The sequence below is a fragment of the Bifidobacterium dentium JCM 1195 = DSM 20436 genome (assembly GCF_001042595.1).
GTDB classification, from domain to species: Bacteria; Actinomycetota; Actinomycetes; order Actinomycetales; family Bifidobacteriaceae; genus Bifidobacterium; species Bifidobacterium dentium.
On the sequence record NZ_AP012326.1, the window covers coordinates 1411112 to 1426200 of the forward strand.

The following is a 15089-nucleotide window of genomic DNA, read 5'->3' on the forward strand; positions in this document are numbered from 1 at the left end:
CCACCAGCCTACCTTTTCAAGTCGTTCACAATCGGATTTTTCACGAGGACACGCGGATTCTTCATCAAAACGGATTTCCGCCACGGTTCCAATAGTCGGCCAGCTGTTCGTTGAACGAGCGCGTGGAGCCTGCTGGCGTGATCGCATCGAACGCGTGTTCCACGTAACGGATGCGGTCATGCTCCTTGCCGAATGGACTCACACGCACGAGCGAGAGACGATGCCTGTTCCCTTGGGATTGGGCGAACGCGACCTCATTTGCGCTCACCGTGAACGTGTCCGCCTCAGGCAGGTCGATACGGCCTTTGACTTCGATGAAATACACCTTGCCCTGCGGGTCCGTGGAACGGATGTCGTATCCCTTGTTGTTGTGGGGCATCTCCACCGGCATGCGGCCGAGTCTGCGTTCCATCTCCATCGTCAGGTCGACGGCCCTGCGGTCCACCCCGGTCGTGTTCCTGGCGAACGGCCTGGATTCCGGCGGCGTGACAGGTTGCGGCAGCATACGTGACGGGATTATCAGCGCCATGCCGCGCACCATGGCCGGTTTTGCGTGCAGACGCACCGACGAGGACAGTTCATTCTCACGCAGTTCAAGCCTCTGCTCGTACTCGTGGGCGCGTTTGAACGCAATCGACGAGTTCATATTCCGGCCGCGTTTGCCATGGCGTTCGTCCTCCACGCACCGGTTGTACTGCTGGTACCAGTATTCGATTTCCGCGTTCAGCCTGTCATGCACTTGTTTGAGCACATGCCTCCTCTCCGCGTCCTTACTGGCCTGGAGCTCGGACAAGCGAGGTTTCGTGCCATGCGAATACACATAAGCTCGCATGCTGTCGTCATGGTCGGTACGGATCCATGGGAGACGGAGCAATCCGTCAATGGCTTCCTTTTCGTCTTGGCGGGGAGCGTCGTAGTCGAGGTACGGCGGAGCTGGCGAAAGCGCGAGTCCGTCATGTTCGTCGATCTGCAAATAGTCGAAATGCCGCGAAACAGGTCTTTCCATGGAATCCGTTATCGTTTGTTCGGCGGCCGCCATGAGCACCGGTTCCTCCGGCTGGCTGTCGGTGCGGTCCACGAACACAGCTCCATGGTCCAGACCATTGCCGTACCGTTCGATGATGATCTCGTCGACTGCGTCAAGCAGCGGGACTCCCGGCGCGACGAGCAGCGCGTCGGGCCTGCCGTCCACATGCTCCGCCGATGGGTCGAACGTGATGCGCTCGTAAGCGTCGGCTACGCCATGGCGGCGATCCAGCATGTCGGCCTTCGCGCGGATGGCGACCGGAACATGCATGATCTGCCAACGGTTCCTCTCACGTCTGCGCACGGTGCCGCCCAGTTTCCGGAACGCCTCAAGGAAGAAGGCTGAAATATACCCTGGCTGGAGCTTGCGTTCCCGGGTCTTCTCCATAAGCCTGCGTACCTCGTCCACGTCGAGTCTGGAGTAGCGTTCCGGATGCGCGGAACGGTCGTTGACCAGGTCCTGCAGTCCCTGGCTGACGCTTTGGTCGATGATCTGGTCGAGTCTGGCCTGTATATCCGGCCTGTCGCCGTACCGGATCGCTTCGATCATAAGGTCCTTGAGAGACTTGCCGTTAAACGCTCCGCCGTCGCCGAGCACGTTGAACAAACGGCCGCTGTACGCCTTGTCCATCGTCTCGATCTTCGTGAGCAATTTGCCGTACACCTCGCCCTCGCGAGTGTCCTTCGCGACCAAGTTCCACAGCCAGCACACGCGTTTCTGTCCGATGCGGTGAATGCGTCCGAAACGTTGCTCGATGCGGTTAGGGTTCCATGGCAGGTCGTAGTTGACCATCAGATCGGCGCGTTGCAGGTTCAGGCCCTCGCCGGCCGCATCGGTCGCGACCAGGATGCGCGTGGCCGGATTGTTCACGAACCGTTCCTGCACACGTTTGCGTTCCGCGCGGTCCATGCCGCCGTGAATCGTCTCCACGGCCTCAGGACGCCCCAGAAGCGTGTCGATCCTACCTTGGAGGTAGGTGAGCGTGTCCTTGTGCTCAGTGAACACGATCATCTTGTGGGGCAGTTCGGACGTGCCCGTGTTCAAGACCTTCTCGTGCAGGATGTCCGACAGCTGCGTCCATTTCGTGTCCCGTCCCGAGGCGCGCACTTCGGACGCCTGCGTGACGAGACGGTCGAGCCAAGCAATCTCGTTGGCCAGTTCCTCGCGGGTCCTTGCGCCGGTGACCGCATCCGTGATCTGGTTAATGTCGAACTCCAACTGGCCCTGCTGGTCTTCGTCGGTCTCATCCCACAGGTCGTCGAACGAGTCCATGTCCATGCCGACGTAGCGTTCCCTGTCGTCGTTGAGAATCTCAACGGCCTTGTCGGGATGAGCGTCAATCCTCTCCAGCAGGTCGGACAGCCTATCCCGTCTGCGTTCCAGCGAACGCAGAATCGCCTCCGGGCTCGACGCCAGACGCCGCTGTAGCACGGTCAGGGCGAAGCCGATGCTGTTGCCGCGTCTTTTATCCGACCGCATTATCTTCTTTGCCGCATTCATGCCGTCGCGCACGTATTCCGTAACCGCCCTGTACAGCGATTTCTCTCCGTCGGAAAGCTCGTACGCCACGGTTTCCGCATGACGTTCCGGGAACAATGGCTTGCCATCGAAAGTGAGCAGATCCTCCTTGACCATGCGGCGCATGAGGCCCGCCGTGTCGGTGTTGCGGTGCCGTTTCGGCTCGTAGCGTCCCGCGAACCGGTCCGGATCGAGCAGGGTCATGAATAGCTGGAAGTCGTCCTCCTTGCCCGAATGCGGGGTCGCTGTCATCAGCAGATAGTTCTCCGACGTCCTCGCGAGAATCTCCCCGAAATGAAAGCGTTTGGTGTAGTCTGTCTCGCCGAACACATTCTTGTAGTGGGCGCTCATACGGTGTGCCTCATCCACGACCGCGATGTCCCACGACACCTCGGACAGCATTTTCCGGTATTCATCGTTGCGTGCCACCTGGTCCATACGAACGATGAGTCTGGCGTGCTCGCGGAATGGATTGCCCGATTGGCTCAGCTCACGCATCGACGGCTGGAACACTTCGAAATCCAGATTGAACTTGTCGGCTAGCTCATCGCGCCATTGTTCGGCCAGTCCTCCGGGGCACACGATGAGCATGCGTTCCGCCGCCGAACGCAACAGCATCTCCTTGATGTACAGGCCTGCCATGATGGTCTTGCCAGCACCCGGATCATCGGCGAGAAGGAACCGCAGCGGCACTTTCGGCAGCATGTCCTCATACACCGCGCGGATCTGATGCGGTAGCGGGTCGATGTCGGACGAATAGACTGCCGACATGGGGTCATACAACGCGGCGTATTTGATGCGCAACGCCTCCGCGGCCAGCCGGAATTCGTCCGGATCCGCGTCGAATCTCGGTCCCGCGTTCTCCTGCGAGACGATCCGCAGACTTTTGACGGACTCTTCGTCAAGGACCTCACGTCCCGTGCTGCCGTCCGGATCGGTGTAGAACAAGTCGATGGAACCGCCCATCGGAGTGACTGCGATCACCTTGGCGGGACGATCCGAAATGATTCCGGAAATCAGCAATCCGGGTTCGATATCACCCAACGACAGTTCCATGTCATCCATGCCGCACCCCATGCATCATTCCGCCGGATAGTTAAACGCTACTCGAAGGTGGGAATGGTCTTCCGGCATGCGTGTCCTACGGGTGAAGGCCGTAGGTGATTAAGTCGGACAGCTTCAACGTCCTGAATCCGAATAGAGTCCGGGGCCATGGGTTCCCGCTTCCCCGCGAGAACCCACCTCGGTAGCTCCCCCACCTGGACTCGAACCAAGACAAAGGGTTCCAAAGACCCGTGTGCTGCCATTACACCATGGGGGAACGGCGGAATTTCACTGGGGAAATACCGCCAAGTGTTTATTATGCCATATCATGCCAACCCAGCGTGTCGCGAGGTGATGCCGCAGTTTCAGCAACGTCTCCCGCAAGCCACGGACCAACCGATATGGTCGCTGGTTCGACCGGCCTCAGGCGAACAGGAAACCCTGCCCGTGGTGTTCCGGATACGTGTCGAACAGCTCGGCGACCGAACCGTCCTCGAACACGGCGCGAATGGCGCTGGCCAGCAGCGGCGCGATGGACAGGACCGTCAGGCCATCCCAACGCTTCTCCTCCGGAATCGGCACGGTATCGGTGAGCACGACCTCGCGGGCGCCACTACCCTTCAGACGTTCGATGGCCGGACCGGACAGCACGCCATGCGTGGCGACGACGGTCACCGACTTGGCACCGGCGTCCTTGAGCACGCTGCATGCGCCGGCGATGGTGCCGGCGGTGTCGATCAGGTCGTCGACAAGCACGCAGTCCTTGCCTTCGACGTCACCGACTACACGGTTGGCGACGGCCTGGTTCGGACGGGTAATGTCACGGGTCTTGTGCACGAAAGCCAGAGGGCCGCCGCCAAGACGCTGAGCCCACTGTTCGGCCACACGGATGCGACCGGCATCCGGGGAGACCACGGCGACATTGTCGAGCTGGTTGGCGAAACGGTCGCGGATGTAATCGACCAGCACCGGCATGGCGATGAGATGATCCACCGGACCGTCGAAGAAACCCTGCGACTGGGCGGCATGCAGGTCGACGCTCATGATGCGGTCGGCACCAGCCGTCTTTAGCAGGTCGAACATCAGACGGCAGGAGATGGGTTCGCGACCACGATGCTTCTTATCCTGCCTGGAGTAGCCCAACAGCGGGCAGACCGCGGTGATGGAACGTGCGGAAGCGCGCTTGAGGGCATCGATCATGATGAGCTGTTCCATGATTGACTGATTGATCGGGTTGCAATGGCTTTGCAGTACGAACACATCCGCGCCACGCACGGATTCGGTGTAGCGTACGTACATCTCGCCATTGGCGAAATCATATGCCGTGGTTTCCAGAACATCGATGCCGAGCTGTTCCGCGACTTCCGCCGCCAGCTTCGGATGCGTCCTGCCTGTGACAAGGATAAGGTTTTTATCCGGCTTTCCTTCGAGGATTGCGCTCACCATGTCTCCAAACGTCTGTTTTCGCGTCAATTGGACGTGACCAATACTAACCGTTTACACAGACCATACGAGCCTCGCGTGTTCATGTGGAAAATCAACGGTACAGGCCGTGTTTGCCGATATATTGCACCACCCCGTCGGGCACCAGATACCAGACCGGTTCACCATGTTCGGCGCGTCGGCGCACGTCGGTGGACGAAATCGCCAATGCGGGAATCTCCAACGTGTCGACTTTGCCTTCCGGAAGTTTCACGCCTTCCGGAGACGAGTATCCGGGTCGTGTCACGGCCACGAAGTGGGCCAGCTCCCACATCTTGTCGGCATCCTTCCACTGCATGATCTCGGCGACCGCATCGGCACCGGTGATGAAGAACAGTTCCGCCTCCGGATGCTGCGCCCTGATGTCGCGTAACGTATCGATGGTATACGTGATGCCGGGACGGTCGATATCCACACGCGATACCGTGAATTTCGGGTTTGATGCGGTGGCGATCACCGTCATCAGATAACGGTCTTCGGCATTGGTGACCCTCTTGTCGAGTTTGAACACCGGTCGCCCTGTCGGTACGAAAATCACCTCGTCGAGATCGTAGACCCACGAGACTTCGGATGCCGCCACCAAGTGGCCATTGTGAATCGGATCGAAAGTGCCGCCCATGATGCCGATGCGAGGCCGACTGTGCCAGTTGCCGCGCGCCGACCTACGCCCGGAGGCCACTGCCGAACCGGAAACGTCGACGGACAGGTCCGCCATACGCCTTTCCGGTTCGATCACATAGCTGACGGCAAGCTCGGAATCGGCTTCGGCCGATTCCGGACGCATGCGTCGAGGCCCGGTCATGCGGTCTCCTCATCCTGTAGCTTGTCGGCGTCGGCGGTTTCACGTTCGATCTCATCCGCGGTGGGCGCGCCCTCCTGCGGGTCGATCTTGCCCATATCCTCATCCCATTCATCCTGCACGACGCGACGAATTTCGGCGAAGGTCGGCAAGGGAAAGTCAGGCTGGTACAAGCGCCGTACCTCGGCCACCCGTTCGGTGACGCGAATCAGGGTATCGGTCATGCCATCGATGTCACCCTCACGTTCCATTGCGCTGAATCTGGCAATGTACTGCTCCATCAGGTGCATCTGCTCGTCAATGCTCCTCAACTGGTCATCGTCAAGGTCGACTACATCTCCCGCATCGGTCTCCGGCCAGCCGATCAGCACCGCATCGGCGTATTCGAGTGAGGCGCGTTGGGCGGCGGAGGCTATGCCGTCCTCGATCTGCACGAGGAACACGTACCGTACGATGCTCAGACGTTCCGAGGCGAGGCGCAACCCGAGCCGAGGATCCTCACGATCGGCGTACCAAGGATTATCCATATCCTCCATGATCTGCTTGCTCATGCTCGCACCTGCCCCGTTCCATATCCGATCCACTTGGTCGTAGTCATTTCACGAAGTCCCATCGGACCTCGCGCATGCATCTTCTGCGTGGAGATGCCGAGTTCCGCTCCGAAACCGAACACTCCGCCATCGGTGAATCGCGTCGAGGCGTTCACCATTACCACCGCCGAATCTATCCGGGAAGTGAATTCCTCGATGGCCGAGTAATCCTCGGCGATGATGGATTCGGTGTGCCCCGTGGAATGCCGGTTGATGTGTTCGATGGCCTCGTCCAGCGAATCGACGATTCTGATGCCGATCTTCAATGCCAGGTATTCGGTATCCCAATCCTCATCGATGGCCTGCACGAAGTTCGCGCCATCGATGCCGGCCTTGTCGATCAGGCTGTAGGCCCGTTCGTCGGCATGCATCTCGACCTGCGCCTCGGCGAGCGCCCGCGCGGCCAGTGGAATGAACCGTTCGGCCACGTCGCGGTGTACGAGCAGCTTTTCGGTGGCGTTGCATACGCCGACGCGTTGCGTTTTGGCGTTGAGGAGGATCGGGATGGCCTTGTCGAGGTTTCCGGAACGGTCCACGTAGATGTGTACGTTGCCGGCGCCGGTTTCGATGACTGGCACTTTGGAATTGCGTACGACGGCTTGGATGAGTCCTGCTCCCCCTCGTGGGATGAGCACGTCGATGTGGCCGCGCGCCTCCATCATGGCTGTGGCGCCCGCGCGTCCGAATTCGTCGACGGAGGCGACCAGCGCCGGGGCGAACTCGTGTTCGGCGAGCACGTCGGAGATGATGTTCAGCGTTGCCGCATTCGTGCGTTCGGCGGCGTGTCCGCCACGCAGGAGTACTGCGTTGCCGGATTTGATGCATAGGGAGGCCACGTCGACGGTGACGTTGGGTCGGGCTTCGTAGATCATGCCGAGTACGCCGATCGGCACGCGTACCTGCTCGAGGCGCAGGCCGTTTTCCAGATGGTATCCGCGTACGATTTCGCCGACCGGGTCGGGTAGTGAGGCCACATGACGCACGCCTTGCGCGGCGGCGGTCACTCGCGGCACATCGAATTTGAGCCTGTCGAGTTTGCCTGCGCTCATGCCGGATTCGAAGGATTCCTGCATGTCGAGCGCGTTGGCCCCTGCGATTTCGTCGGCGCGTGCGTCGAGTGCGTCGGCGATGGCGAGCAGCAGTTCGTTCTTGGCTTCCGTGTTGGATTGCGCCAGCAGGCCCTGCGCGCGTCGTGCGGCGTCGCCCTTTGCGCAGACCGCCGCGAACGCGTCGGCACCGACTGCGCCTTGTTCCGTCTGTGGATTCGTCATAGTCTCCTACCATAGCGCGAAATCGCGCCATTCCCGGTTCATGGCCCATTTTCGCCGATGAACCGGGAAAGACGCGATTCGTGAATCATATTGGGTTGCGTCGCATGCCTGTCGATCAGTGGATCTGATCGAGGCCCGGGTACAGCGGGAAGTCTTCGGCAAGCTTGTCGACACGGGCCTTCAGTGCGTCTACGTTCGCATCCTTGCCGGCTGCGAGCGCGGTGCCGATGATGTCGGCGACCTCTTCGTATTCCTTGGATCCGAAGCCTCGGGTGGCGAGGGCGCTGGTGCCGATGCGCAGGCCGGATGCCACGGATGCCGGGCGTGGGTCGAACGGCACGGTGTTGCGGTTGATGGTGATGCCGCATTGTGCGAGCAGGTCTTCGCCTTGCTGTCCGTCCATTTCGCTGTTACGCAGGTCGACCATGACTAGGTGCACGTCGGTGCCGCCCGTCAGGACGCTGATGCCATTGTTTTTGACGTCGTCGGCAGTGAGGCGTTCTGCGAGGATCTTGGCGCCGTCGAGGGTACGCTGCATGCGGTCCTTGAATTCTTCGGAGGCCGCGACTTTGAAGGCGACGGCCTTGCCTGCGATCACATGCATGAGTGGGCCGCCCTGCTGTCCGGGGAATACGGCGGAGTTGAGCTTCTTGGCATAGTCCTGCTTGGCGAGGATGAAGCCGGAACGTGGTCCGCCGAGGGTTTTGTGCGCGGTGGAGGAAACGACGTCGGCGTATGGGACCGGGCTTGGGTGCAGCCCGGCGGCGACAAGGCCGGCGAAGTGGGCCATGTCAACCCAGAATTTGGCGCCGACTTCGTCGGCGATTTCCTTCATGGCTTTGAAGTCTTCGATGCGCGGGTAGGCGCTCCAGCCGCCGATGATCATGGCGGGGTGGGTTTCGAGTGCGCGCTGACGGATGATTTCCGGATCGATGCGGAAGGTTTCAGGGTTCACACCATAGGCTTCGGCATGGTAGAAACGGCCGGAGAAATTGATTTTCATGCCGTGGGTGAGATGTCCGCCGTGATCGAGGGCCAGACCGAGTACCGTGTCTCCGGGCTTGACGAGCGCCTGGTAGACGGCCGCATTGGCTTGGGCGCCGGAATGGGGCTGGACGTTGACGTATTCGGCGCCAAACAGGCTCTTGGCGCGTTCACGTGCGATGGTCTCGATCTTATCGACCTGTTCGCAGCCGCCATAGTAACGACGTCCTGGATAGCCTTCGGCATACTTGTTGGTAAGCACGGAGCCCTGAGCCTGCAGAACCGCACGTGGCACGAAGTTTTCGGAGGCGATCATCTCCAAGCCGTCTTGCTGACGGGACAGTTCGGCGTCGAGCACGGCGGCGATTTCGGGATCGGCCTGGGCGATGGGGGCATTGAACATGTCGTTCGGGGTCTGGGCGAGAGGTGATGCGGTCATGGGCTCTCCTTGGCTGGTACTGGTAGTCCGCGAGGAATGCGGCTTAAGGAAGCAGTCTACGACCCGCAATCGCTTTTGACGAGAGACGTTTCGAAACATGGAGGAAATCATCGTTCCATTTCACGGACTCAAGGCCCCTCGTTGCCCACCTTTACCACTACACTGGTGGTGTATTTACCTCTATCCGCCTTATTGCTAAGGATGTCCAGTGACCACGTTCCACAGCACACGCAGTACCACCGACTCGCTCACCTCCAAGCAGGCCATTCGCAAGGGCATAGCCGATGACGGCGGCCTGTTCGTCACCGACTCCCTGGGCGAAACCCATGTGGACATCGCGTCCCTGGCCGGCAAGTCCTACCAGCAGATCGCGTTTGACGTGTTGTCCGTACTGTTGCCGGATTTCACCGAGGACGAATTGAAGGAATGCATTACGGAGGCGTACGGGCCGCAGTGGTCCGATGGGAGAATCACTCCGGTCAAGCCGCTCGGCGACGATTTCGTGATGGAGCTGTTCAACGGACCGACCTCCGCGTTCAAGGATGTGGCCCTGCAGATCCTGCCGCGCTTCATGGCACGCACCACTCCGGCCGACGATGATAGCCACGAGAAGATCATGATCGTCACCGCCACCTCCGGAGACACCGGCAAGGCGGCCCTCGCCGGCTTCGCCGATGCGGCGGGCACTGGCATCACCGTGTTCTATCCGGAAGGCAAAGTCAGCCAGGTGCAGGAGCTGCAGATGACCACGCAGACCGGTTCCAACGTGAACGTGTGTGCGGTCAAGGGCAATTTCGATGATGCGCAGTCCGCAGTCAAACGCATCTTCGGAGACAAGGAGCTTGCGGAACGTCTGGCCGACGATTCCCATGTGGCACTCTCCTCCGCGAACTCCATCAACGTGGGTCGTCTGGTGCCGCAGGTCGTCTATTACTTCTCCGCTTATGCGCAGTTGCTGGAGCAGCAGGTGATCAATGTGGGCGACGAAGTCGAGTTCGTGGTACCGACCGGCAACTTCGGTGACATTCTCGCCGGCTACTACGCCAAACTGCTGGGCTTGCCGGTCAAGCATCTGGTAGTCGCCTCAGACAGGAACAACGTGTTGTTCGACTTCCTGACCTCCGGCACATACAATCGTCAGCGTCCGTTCTTCCAGACCATCTCCCCCTCGATGGACATCCTCATCTCCTCGAATCTGGAACGCATGCTGTACTACATGTCCGACAAGGACACCCGTCTGATCGCCATGCTGATGAACGATCTCAACCAGTGGGGAGCCTATGAGGTCCCCGAACCGATGCTCGCCAAGATTCGTTCGATTTTCGGCACCGGTTGGGCCGACGAAGACCAGGTGCGCGAGATGATCGCCGACTGCTGGAACAAGAACCACTACGTGATTGACCCGCACACCGCCTGCGGCTATTACGTGATGCAGCAGATGCCGCGCGATCCGCTCACCCCGCGTGTACTGCTTTCCACGGCCAGCCCGTATAAGTTCCCGCGCGTAGTCAACGAATCCCTCGGCTTGGATGCGTCCGGCACCGATTTCGAATGCATGGACGTGCTCGCCAAGGCCACCGGCACCACTGCTCCAGCCGCACTGCGCGGCCTTGAACACGCTGATGTACGTTTCGATGATGTCGTCGAGATTGACGGTATGGAGCATTTCGTCGAGCAGGCCGCCAAATCGTTGTAAGGTCGCCGTCAATCACGATATCCTATAATCGGCTGTCCGCTTAGGTGGGCAGCCGTTTTTCATATGTTTCGCTAAAGTATCAACACCGGAGGCGAAAATGACGCGATCTACTGCAAGCGATGCAAACGGATCGACCGGCTCCCCGGCCAATCCATCCGTAACATCCGGAAATTTCAACATTCCGGGCAAGCCGAAGAAGGACCGGCTGATCACCCGTGACGTGGCATTGGTCATGCTGGCGACGTTCTTCTTCATGACCAGCAACATGATCATCACGCCGATCATCGCCGGTTATGGCGAATCCATGGGTGCGGCCGGCACGATGATGGGCATCATCGCCGGCGTGATGAGTTTTGTCTCCCTGTTCTGCAGACCGATTGCGGGCAATCTGTCCGATCTGGTGAGCAAACGTCTGCTGGTGGCCGTCGGCACAAGCCTGTACATCATCGCCGGCATCATGTACTGCCTAGCGAATTCCACGGGGATGCTGATTGCGGCGCGCGTGGTCAACGGTCTGGGATTCGCCTGCGGTTCGGTGTGTCTGGCGACCTGGGTGTCGCTGCTGCTGCCGATCCGCCATATGGGCGCCGGCATGGGATTGTACGGCATCGTCAACGCGCTTGCGATCGCCGTCGGACCGGCACTTGGCATTCGCCTGCAGGCCGTGGTCGGCTACCATCTGACGTTCGTGTCGTCATTGGTGCTGAATGTGTTTACGCTGGTCGTCGTCATGTTGGTCAACAACGGCGGCCATCCGGCTCGAAAGACCGTGATGCCGTCACGGAACAACGCCGGATGGCGCAATATCGCACGTCATCTCCGTTTCAGCAATCTGGTGGAGCCGCGCGCGATTCCGTTGACGATGGTGTTCATGATGTTCGCCATCCCCTATTTCGCGAACCAATCGTTCATCGTGGACTATATTGCAGCACGTCATCTGGCGGTTTCTTCCGACCTGTTCTTCGTGTTCTATGCGGCCGCCCTACTGACTATGCGCATCACCATGAAGGATCTGTTCGATTCCAAAGGATTCAGGTTCTGGCTGACGATCTGCTCGATCGCAATGCTCGCCATGCTGACATTCCTGGCGTTCATGACGAACGACTGGTACCTGTTCGGCGCAGGAGTGGCGATGGCGGCCAGCTACGGTCTGATGAGTTCGGTCACTCAGGCGCAGGCTGTGGTGATTGCCGGCCGAGAGCGCAGCGGACTGGCCAACAGCACGTATTACATGGGTCTCGACCTAGGTATGGCATTGGGCCCGATTCTGGCGGGCATCTTCTATGGACACATGCCGATCAGCTGGTTCTATCCGGCGTTCATGTTGACGATGCCGCTCGCGTGGATCATCTATCTGGTGTTCGCACGCATCATCCATTCCACCGCTCGCACGGATGCTTGATGGCGAGCAAAGAACGGCCGGAACTGCCATTCTAGGTCCGTAGTCGATCGTCTTGGAGCTTCAGAGTGAGGCGCGTCCGCACTCACCTGCGCGGTGAAGCGTTCGATGAGCACAGTCTCGACACCTGCCTGTTCTCACTCATACGCCTCTTCATTGTCCCCATTACCCGTAACGCGTCTTCGGAGAGCGTTCCCATTGTCCGCTTCGACCGTGAAGGCTCGCGGTTGATGTAATTTCAAAACGGTCATCGTGGATTGCGCTCTGGATGCTGGAATGGTCAATATGGCTGCGGTACAGCAGCCGCCTTGCCAACCCTACCGAATGACGATGCTTGGGGCGAGCAGCATGTGCTTGCCATCATTGTCTCCCTCTTCGGCAACAATCGTTCCCAGTTCCTCTTGGATGATTCTGACAATTTCCTTTGCACAAGCTTGCAAAGGCTGATCAATCGTCGAAAAACCAAGGGATTGAGACGACATCGTATTATCGAAACCCGTCGCAACAACGTTGCTCCCTGACGGAAGCGCCATCACCGCTCCCGTGGCGATAGTGTCGCTGACACAGACGATGGCGTCGATATCCGGTCTGCGTGCTAATAGCGACACACACGCACGACGTCCGTCGTTTAAGGTGTCTTCCGTTGCTATGTGCAAGTCATTCAACTCCGATTCGGGGACCATCCTCGCCTCAAGCATGGTCTCTTTCCACCCCAGATAACGGTCCATACCCGTTCCTGAGAAATCCGGCCAGCCAATGAAGCCAATATTTTTACGACCGTGAAGAATCAGATACCTGACCATATTGGAGACGCCATTGCGACCATCCACGTCCACCCAAGGAATTCGCACGTCGTACATGTCCGGTACGCCCCAGGGTCGCCCGAACAACACAAATGTCTGCTGGTGTTCGTTGAGCCAGCCTATTCGCGGATCATCATGCGTGGTGTCGGTCAGAACGAAGGCATCCACATCGGATCCTGCCGTGAGGCTGGCAAACTGCCTGATTTCATCACGTTTGGAATCGATTTTATACAATATAACGCGTATGCCATGCGCGTCGGCCTCCGTCACCAAGGCATGCAGAAGACGGTCATACACTCGTGAATAGTTGACTGGGGCAATGCCAATGGCGATGGTATTGCTCCGTCGCATCCGCAAACGTCGAGCCGATGCATTCGGTATGTAGCCAAGTGATTCGATGGCACGCGCAACGATTTCCCTTGTGTTGGGTTTGACGATGCCAGGATTATTGATGTAATTCGACACAGTCTGTGGAGATACCCCTGCCGTTTTCGCAACATCCTTGATACTGACCATTCCAAACCTCCCATACAGGTCGTCCGTACAGACAGTCGAGTCTATTTGACAATCGATGACGACTACGGTTATTATAGAACCGTTTTTAGAACGTAACAATTCTAAGATAGGATTCAATGACGAGCTTCACCGTTGCAAAACAGTGGTTAATTATCCAATCGATGGCTCTCAACGGATTTTTTTTAGAAATAAATTAGAACGTTCTAATTATGACAAAGTGGTCGACAAAGGAAGTTGTAGATGAACAAGAAATTTAACCTGACGATCATCGCCGCTTTCACATCCGTCGCAATGTTGACAGGCTGCGGCGGCGGAAGCGGCTTCGACGGCGCAACCAATGATGGCAATGGCAACCTCACCTCAGACAAGTCCAAGGAGATCACGGTCCTGATCGGCTCATCAGGCGACGCCGAAACGTCTGCCGTAAAGAAGGCGGTCTCCGCATGGTCTACGAAGTCGGGACAGAAGGCCAAGGTCCAGGTCGCAAATGACCTGTCACAGCAGCTTTCTCAAGGCTTTGCCGGCGGTGACCCAGCCGATGTGTTCTACCTGGCCCCGGAGCAGCTGGCCGGCTACGCCGCCAACGGATCTCTGCTCGCGTACGGCGACCAGTTGGGGAACAAGGACGATTTCTACGATAATCTCCTGCAGACCTTCACGTACGACGGAAAACTCTACGCCGCACCAAAGGACGTCTCTACCCTCCAGCTGGTCATCAACACCGATATGTGGAAGGAGGCTGGTCTCACCGAAAACGATTATCCGAAGACTTGGTCCGAGCTGGCCACCATTGCGAAAAAACTGACCACCTCGGACCACAAAGGACTTGCGTTCAGCGGCGAATACGCCCGCATCGGCGTGTTCATGAAGCAAGCCGGCGGCGGACTGGTCAGCAATGATGGCAGCAAGGCCATCGCAAACACCGACCAGAGCGTCAAAGGATTGCAAGAAGTTCAGGATCTGCTTAAATCCGGCAACGTGGCATATGCGTCCGATCTCGGCACAGGCTGGGGCGGCGAAGCGTTCGGCACAGAAAAAGCCGCTATGACCATCGAGGGCAACTGGATCACCGGTAGCCTTTCCACCGATTATCCGAACGTCAACTACAAGGTCGTCGAACTGCCAGAAGGTCCTGATGGCCATGGCACCATGCACTTCACCAATGGCTGGGGCATCGCCGCGGACAGCAAGAACCAAAAAGGCGCCGTCGACCTTGTTGAATACCTCACCAGCGACGACGTCGTCATGGAATTCGCCAAAGCATTTGGCATCATGCCCGCAAGCAAGACCCTCTCCGACAAGTGGAAGGGTGAATTCCCGAATCTGAGTGCTTTTATGGACGGACTTGAATATTCCGTCACTGTACCGACCGCCAAAGGCGCCTCCGACGTCATCACCGACTTCAACGCGCAGCTCGAGGAGCTTAAGGATGGCGACGTCAAGAGCATCCTCGACAAGGTGCAGACGAATCTGGAAGCAATTCTCAAGTAATTGCAGCAATCGCGTCGTGCGGCATTCGCA

The 15089-nt window shown here is 58.6% G+C and carries 10 protein-coding genes and 1 tRNA gene; 3 read left to right on the top strand and 8 right to left on the bottom strand.

Translation table 11 applies throughout. The features are described from left to right. Nucleotides 1-64: 64 nt before the first annotated feature. From BBDE_RS06120 to glyA, 7 genes are all read right to left on the bottom strand, one after another. On the bottom strand, nt 65-3610 hold the full coding sequence (locus BBDE_RS06120) for a helicase-related protein (RefSeq protein WP_228369673.1): 3546 nt from the start codon (nt 3608-3610) through the stop codon (nt 65-67). Between the two features lie 185 nt (nt 3611-3795). Next, nucleotides 3796-3866, bottom strand: a tRNA-Gln gene (locus BBDE_RS06125). A gap of 146 nt (nt 3867-4012) precedes the next feature. Then, nucleotides 4013-5035 carry a ribose-phosphate diphosphokinase gene (locus BBDE_RS06130; protein WP_003839946.1) on the bottom strand — a complete coding sequence of 341 codons (1023 nt, stop codon included), beginning with the start codon at nt 5033-5035 and terminating at the stop codon, nt 4013-4015. A 91-nt stretch (nt 5036-5126) separates the two neighbouring features. After that, the gene (nadD, locus tag BBDE_RS06135; protein ID WP_003839944.1) at nt 5127-5855 is read right to left on the bottom strand and encodes a nicotinate-nucleotide adenylyltransferase; all 729 of its coding nucleotides are present in this window, start codon (nt 5853-5855) and stop codon (nt 5127-5129) included. Nucleotides 5856-5869: 14 nt separating this feature from the next. Continuing rightward, nucleotides 5870-6421, bottom strand: coding sequence for a hypothetical protein (locus BBDE_RS06140; protein WP_003839943.1), 552 nt, complete (start codon nt 6419-6421; stop codon nt 5870-5872). Further along, a complete protein-coding gene (locus tag BBDE_RS06145) occupies nt 6418-7731 on the bottom strand; it encodes a glutamate-5-semialdehyde dehydrogenase (RefSeq protein WP_003839942.1) in 1314 nt (437 codons plus the stop codon). Before BBDE_RS06145 ends, BBDE_RS06140 begins: the two co-directional genes overlap by 4 nt. 115 nt (nt 7732-7846) lie before the next feature. Then, nucleotides 7847-9154 carry a serine hydroxymethyltransferase gene (glyA, locus tag BBDE_RS06150; RefSeq protein WP_003841639.1) on the bottom strand — a complete coding sequence of 436 codons (1308 nt, stop codon included), beginning with the start codon at nt 9152-9154 and terminating at the stop codon, nt 7847-7849. A gap of 208 nt (nt 9155-9362) precedes the next feature. Between glyA and thrC the strand changes: the two genes are divergently transcribed. Beyond that, nucleotides 9363-10850 carry a threonine synthase gene (gene thrC / locus BBDE_RS06155; protein ID WP_003839937.1) on the top strand — a complete coding sequence of 496 codons (1488 nt, stop codon included), beginning with the start codon at nt 9363-9365 and terminating at the stop codon, nt 10848-10850. Nucleotides 10851-10947: 97 nt separating this feature from the next. Continuing rightward, the gene (locus tag BBDE_RS06160; protein ID WP_012902202.1) at nt 10948-12252 is read left to right on the top strand and encodes an MFS transporter; all 1305 of its coding nucleotides are present in this window, start codon (nt 10948-10950) and stop codon (nt 12250-12252) included. A gap of 314 nt (nt 12253-12566) precedes the next feature. On the opposite strand, the gene BBDE_RS06165 is transcribed toward BBDE_RS06160, so the two are convergent. Next, complete coding sequence (locus BBDE_RS06165; protein WP_003839931.1) at nt 12567-13568, bottom strand: LacI family DNA-binding transcriptional regulator; 1002 nt, start codon at nt 13566-13568, stop codon at nt 12567-12569. 240 nt (nt 13569-13808) lie between these two features. On the opposite strand from BBDE_RS06165, the gene BBDE_RS06170 reads away from it, so the two are divergent. Further along, entirely contained in the window at nt 13809-15059 is a 1251-nt protein-coding gene (locus BBDE_RS06170) for a sugar ABC transporter substrate-binding protein (RefSeq protein WP_003839930.1), read from the top strand. The last annotated feature ends 30 nt before the right edge of the window (nt 15060-15089 follow it).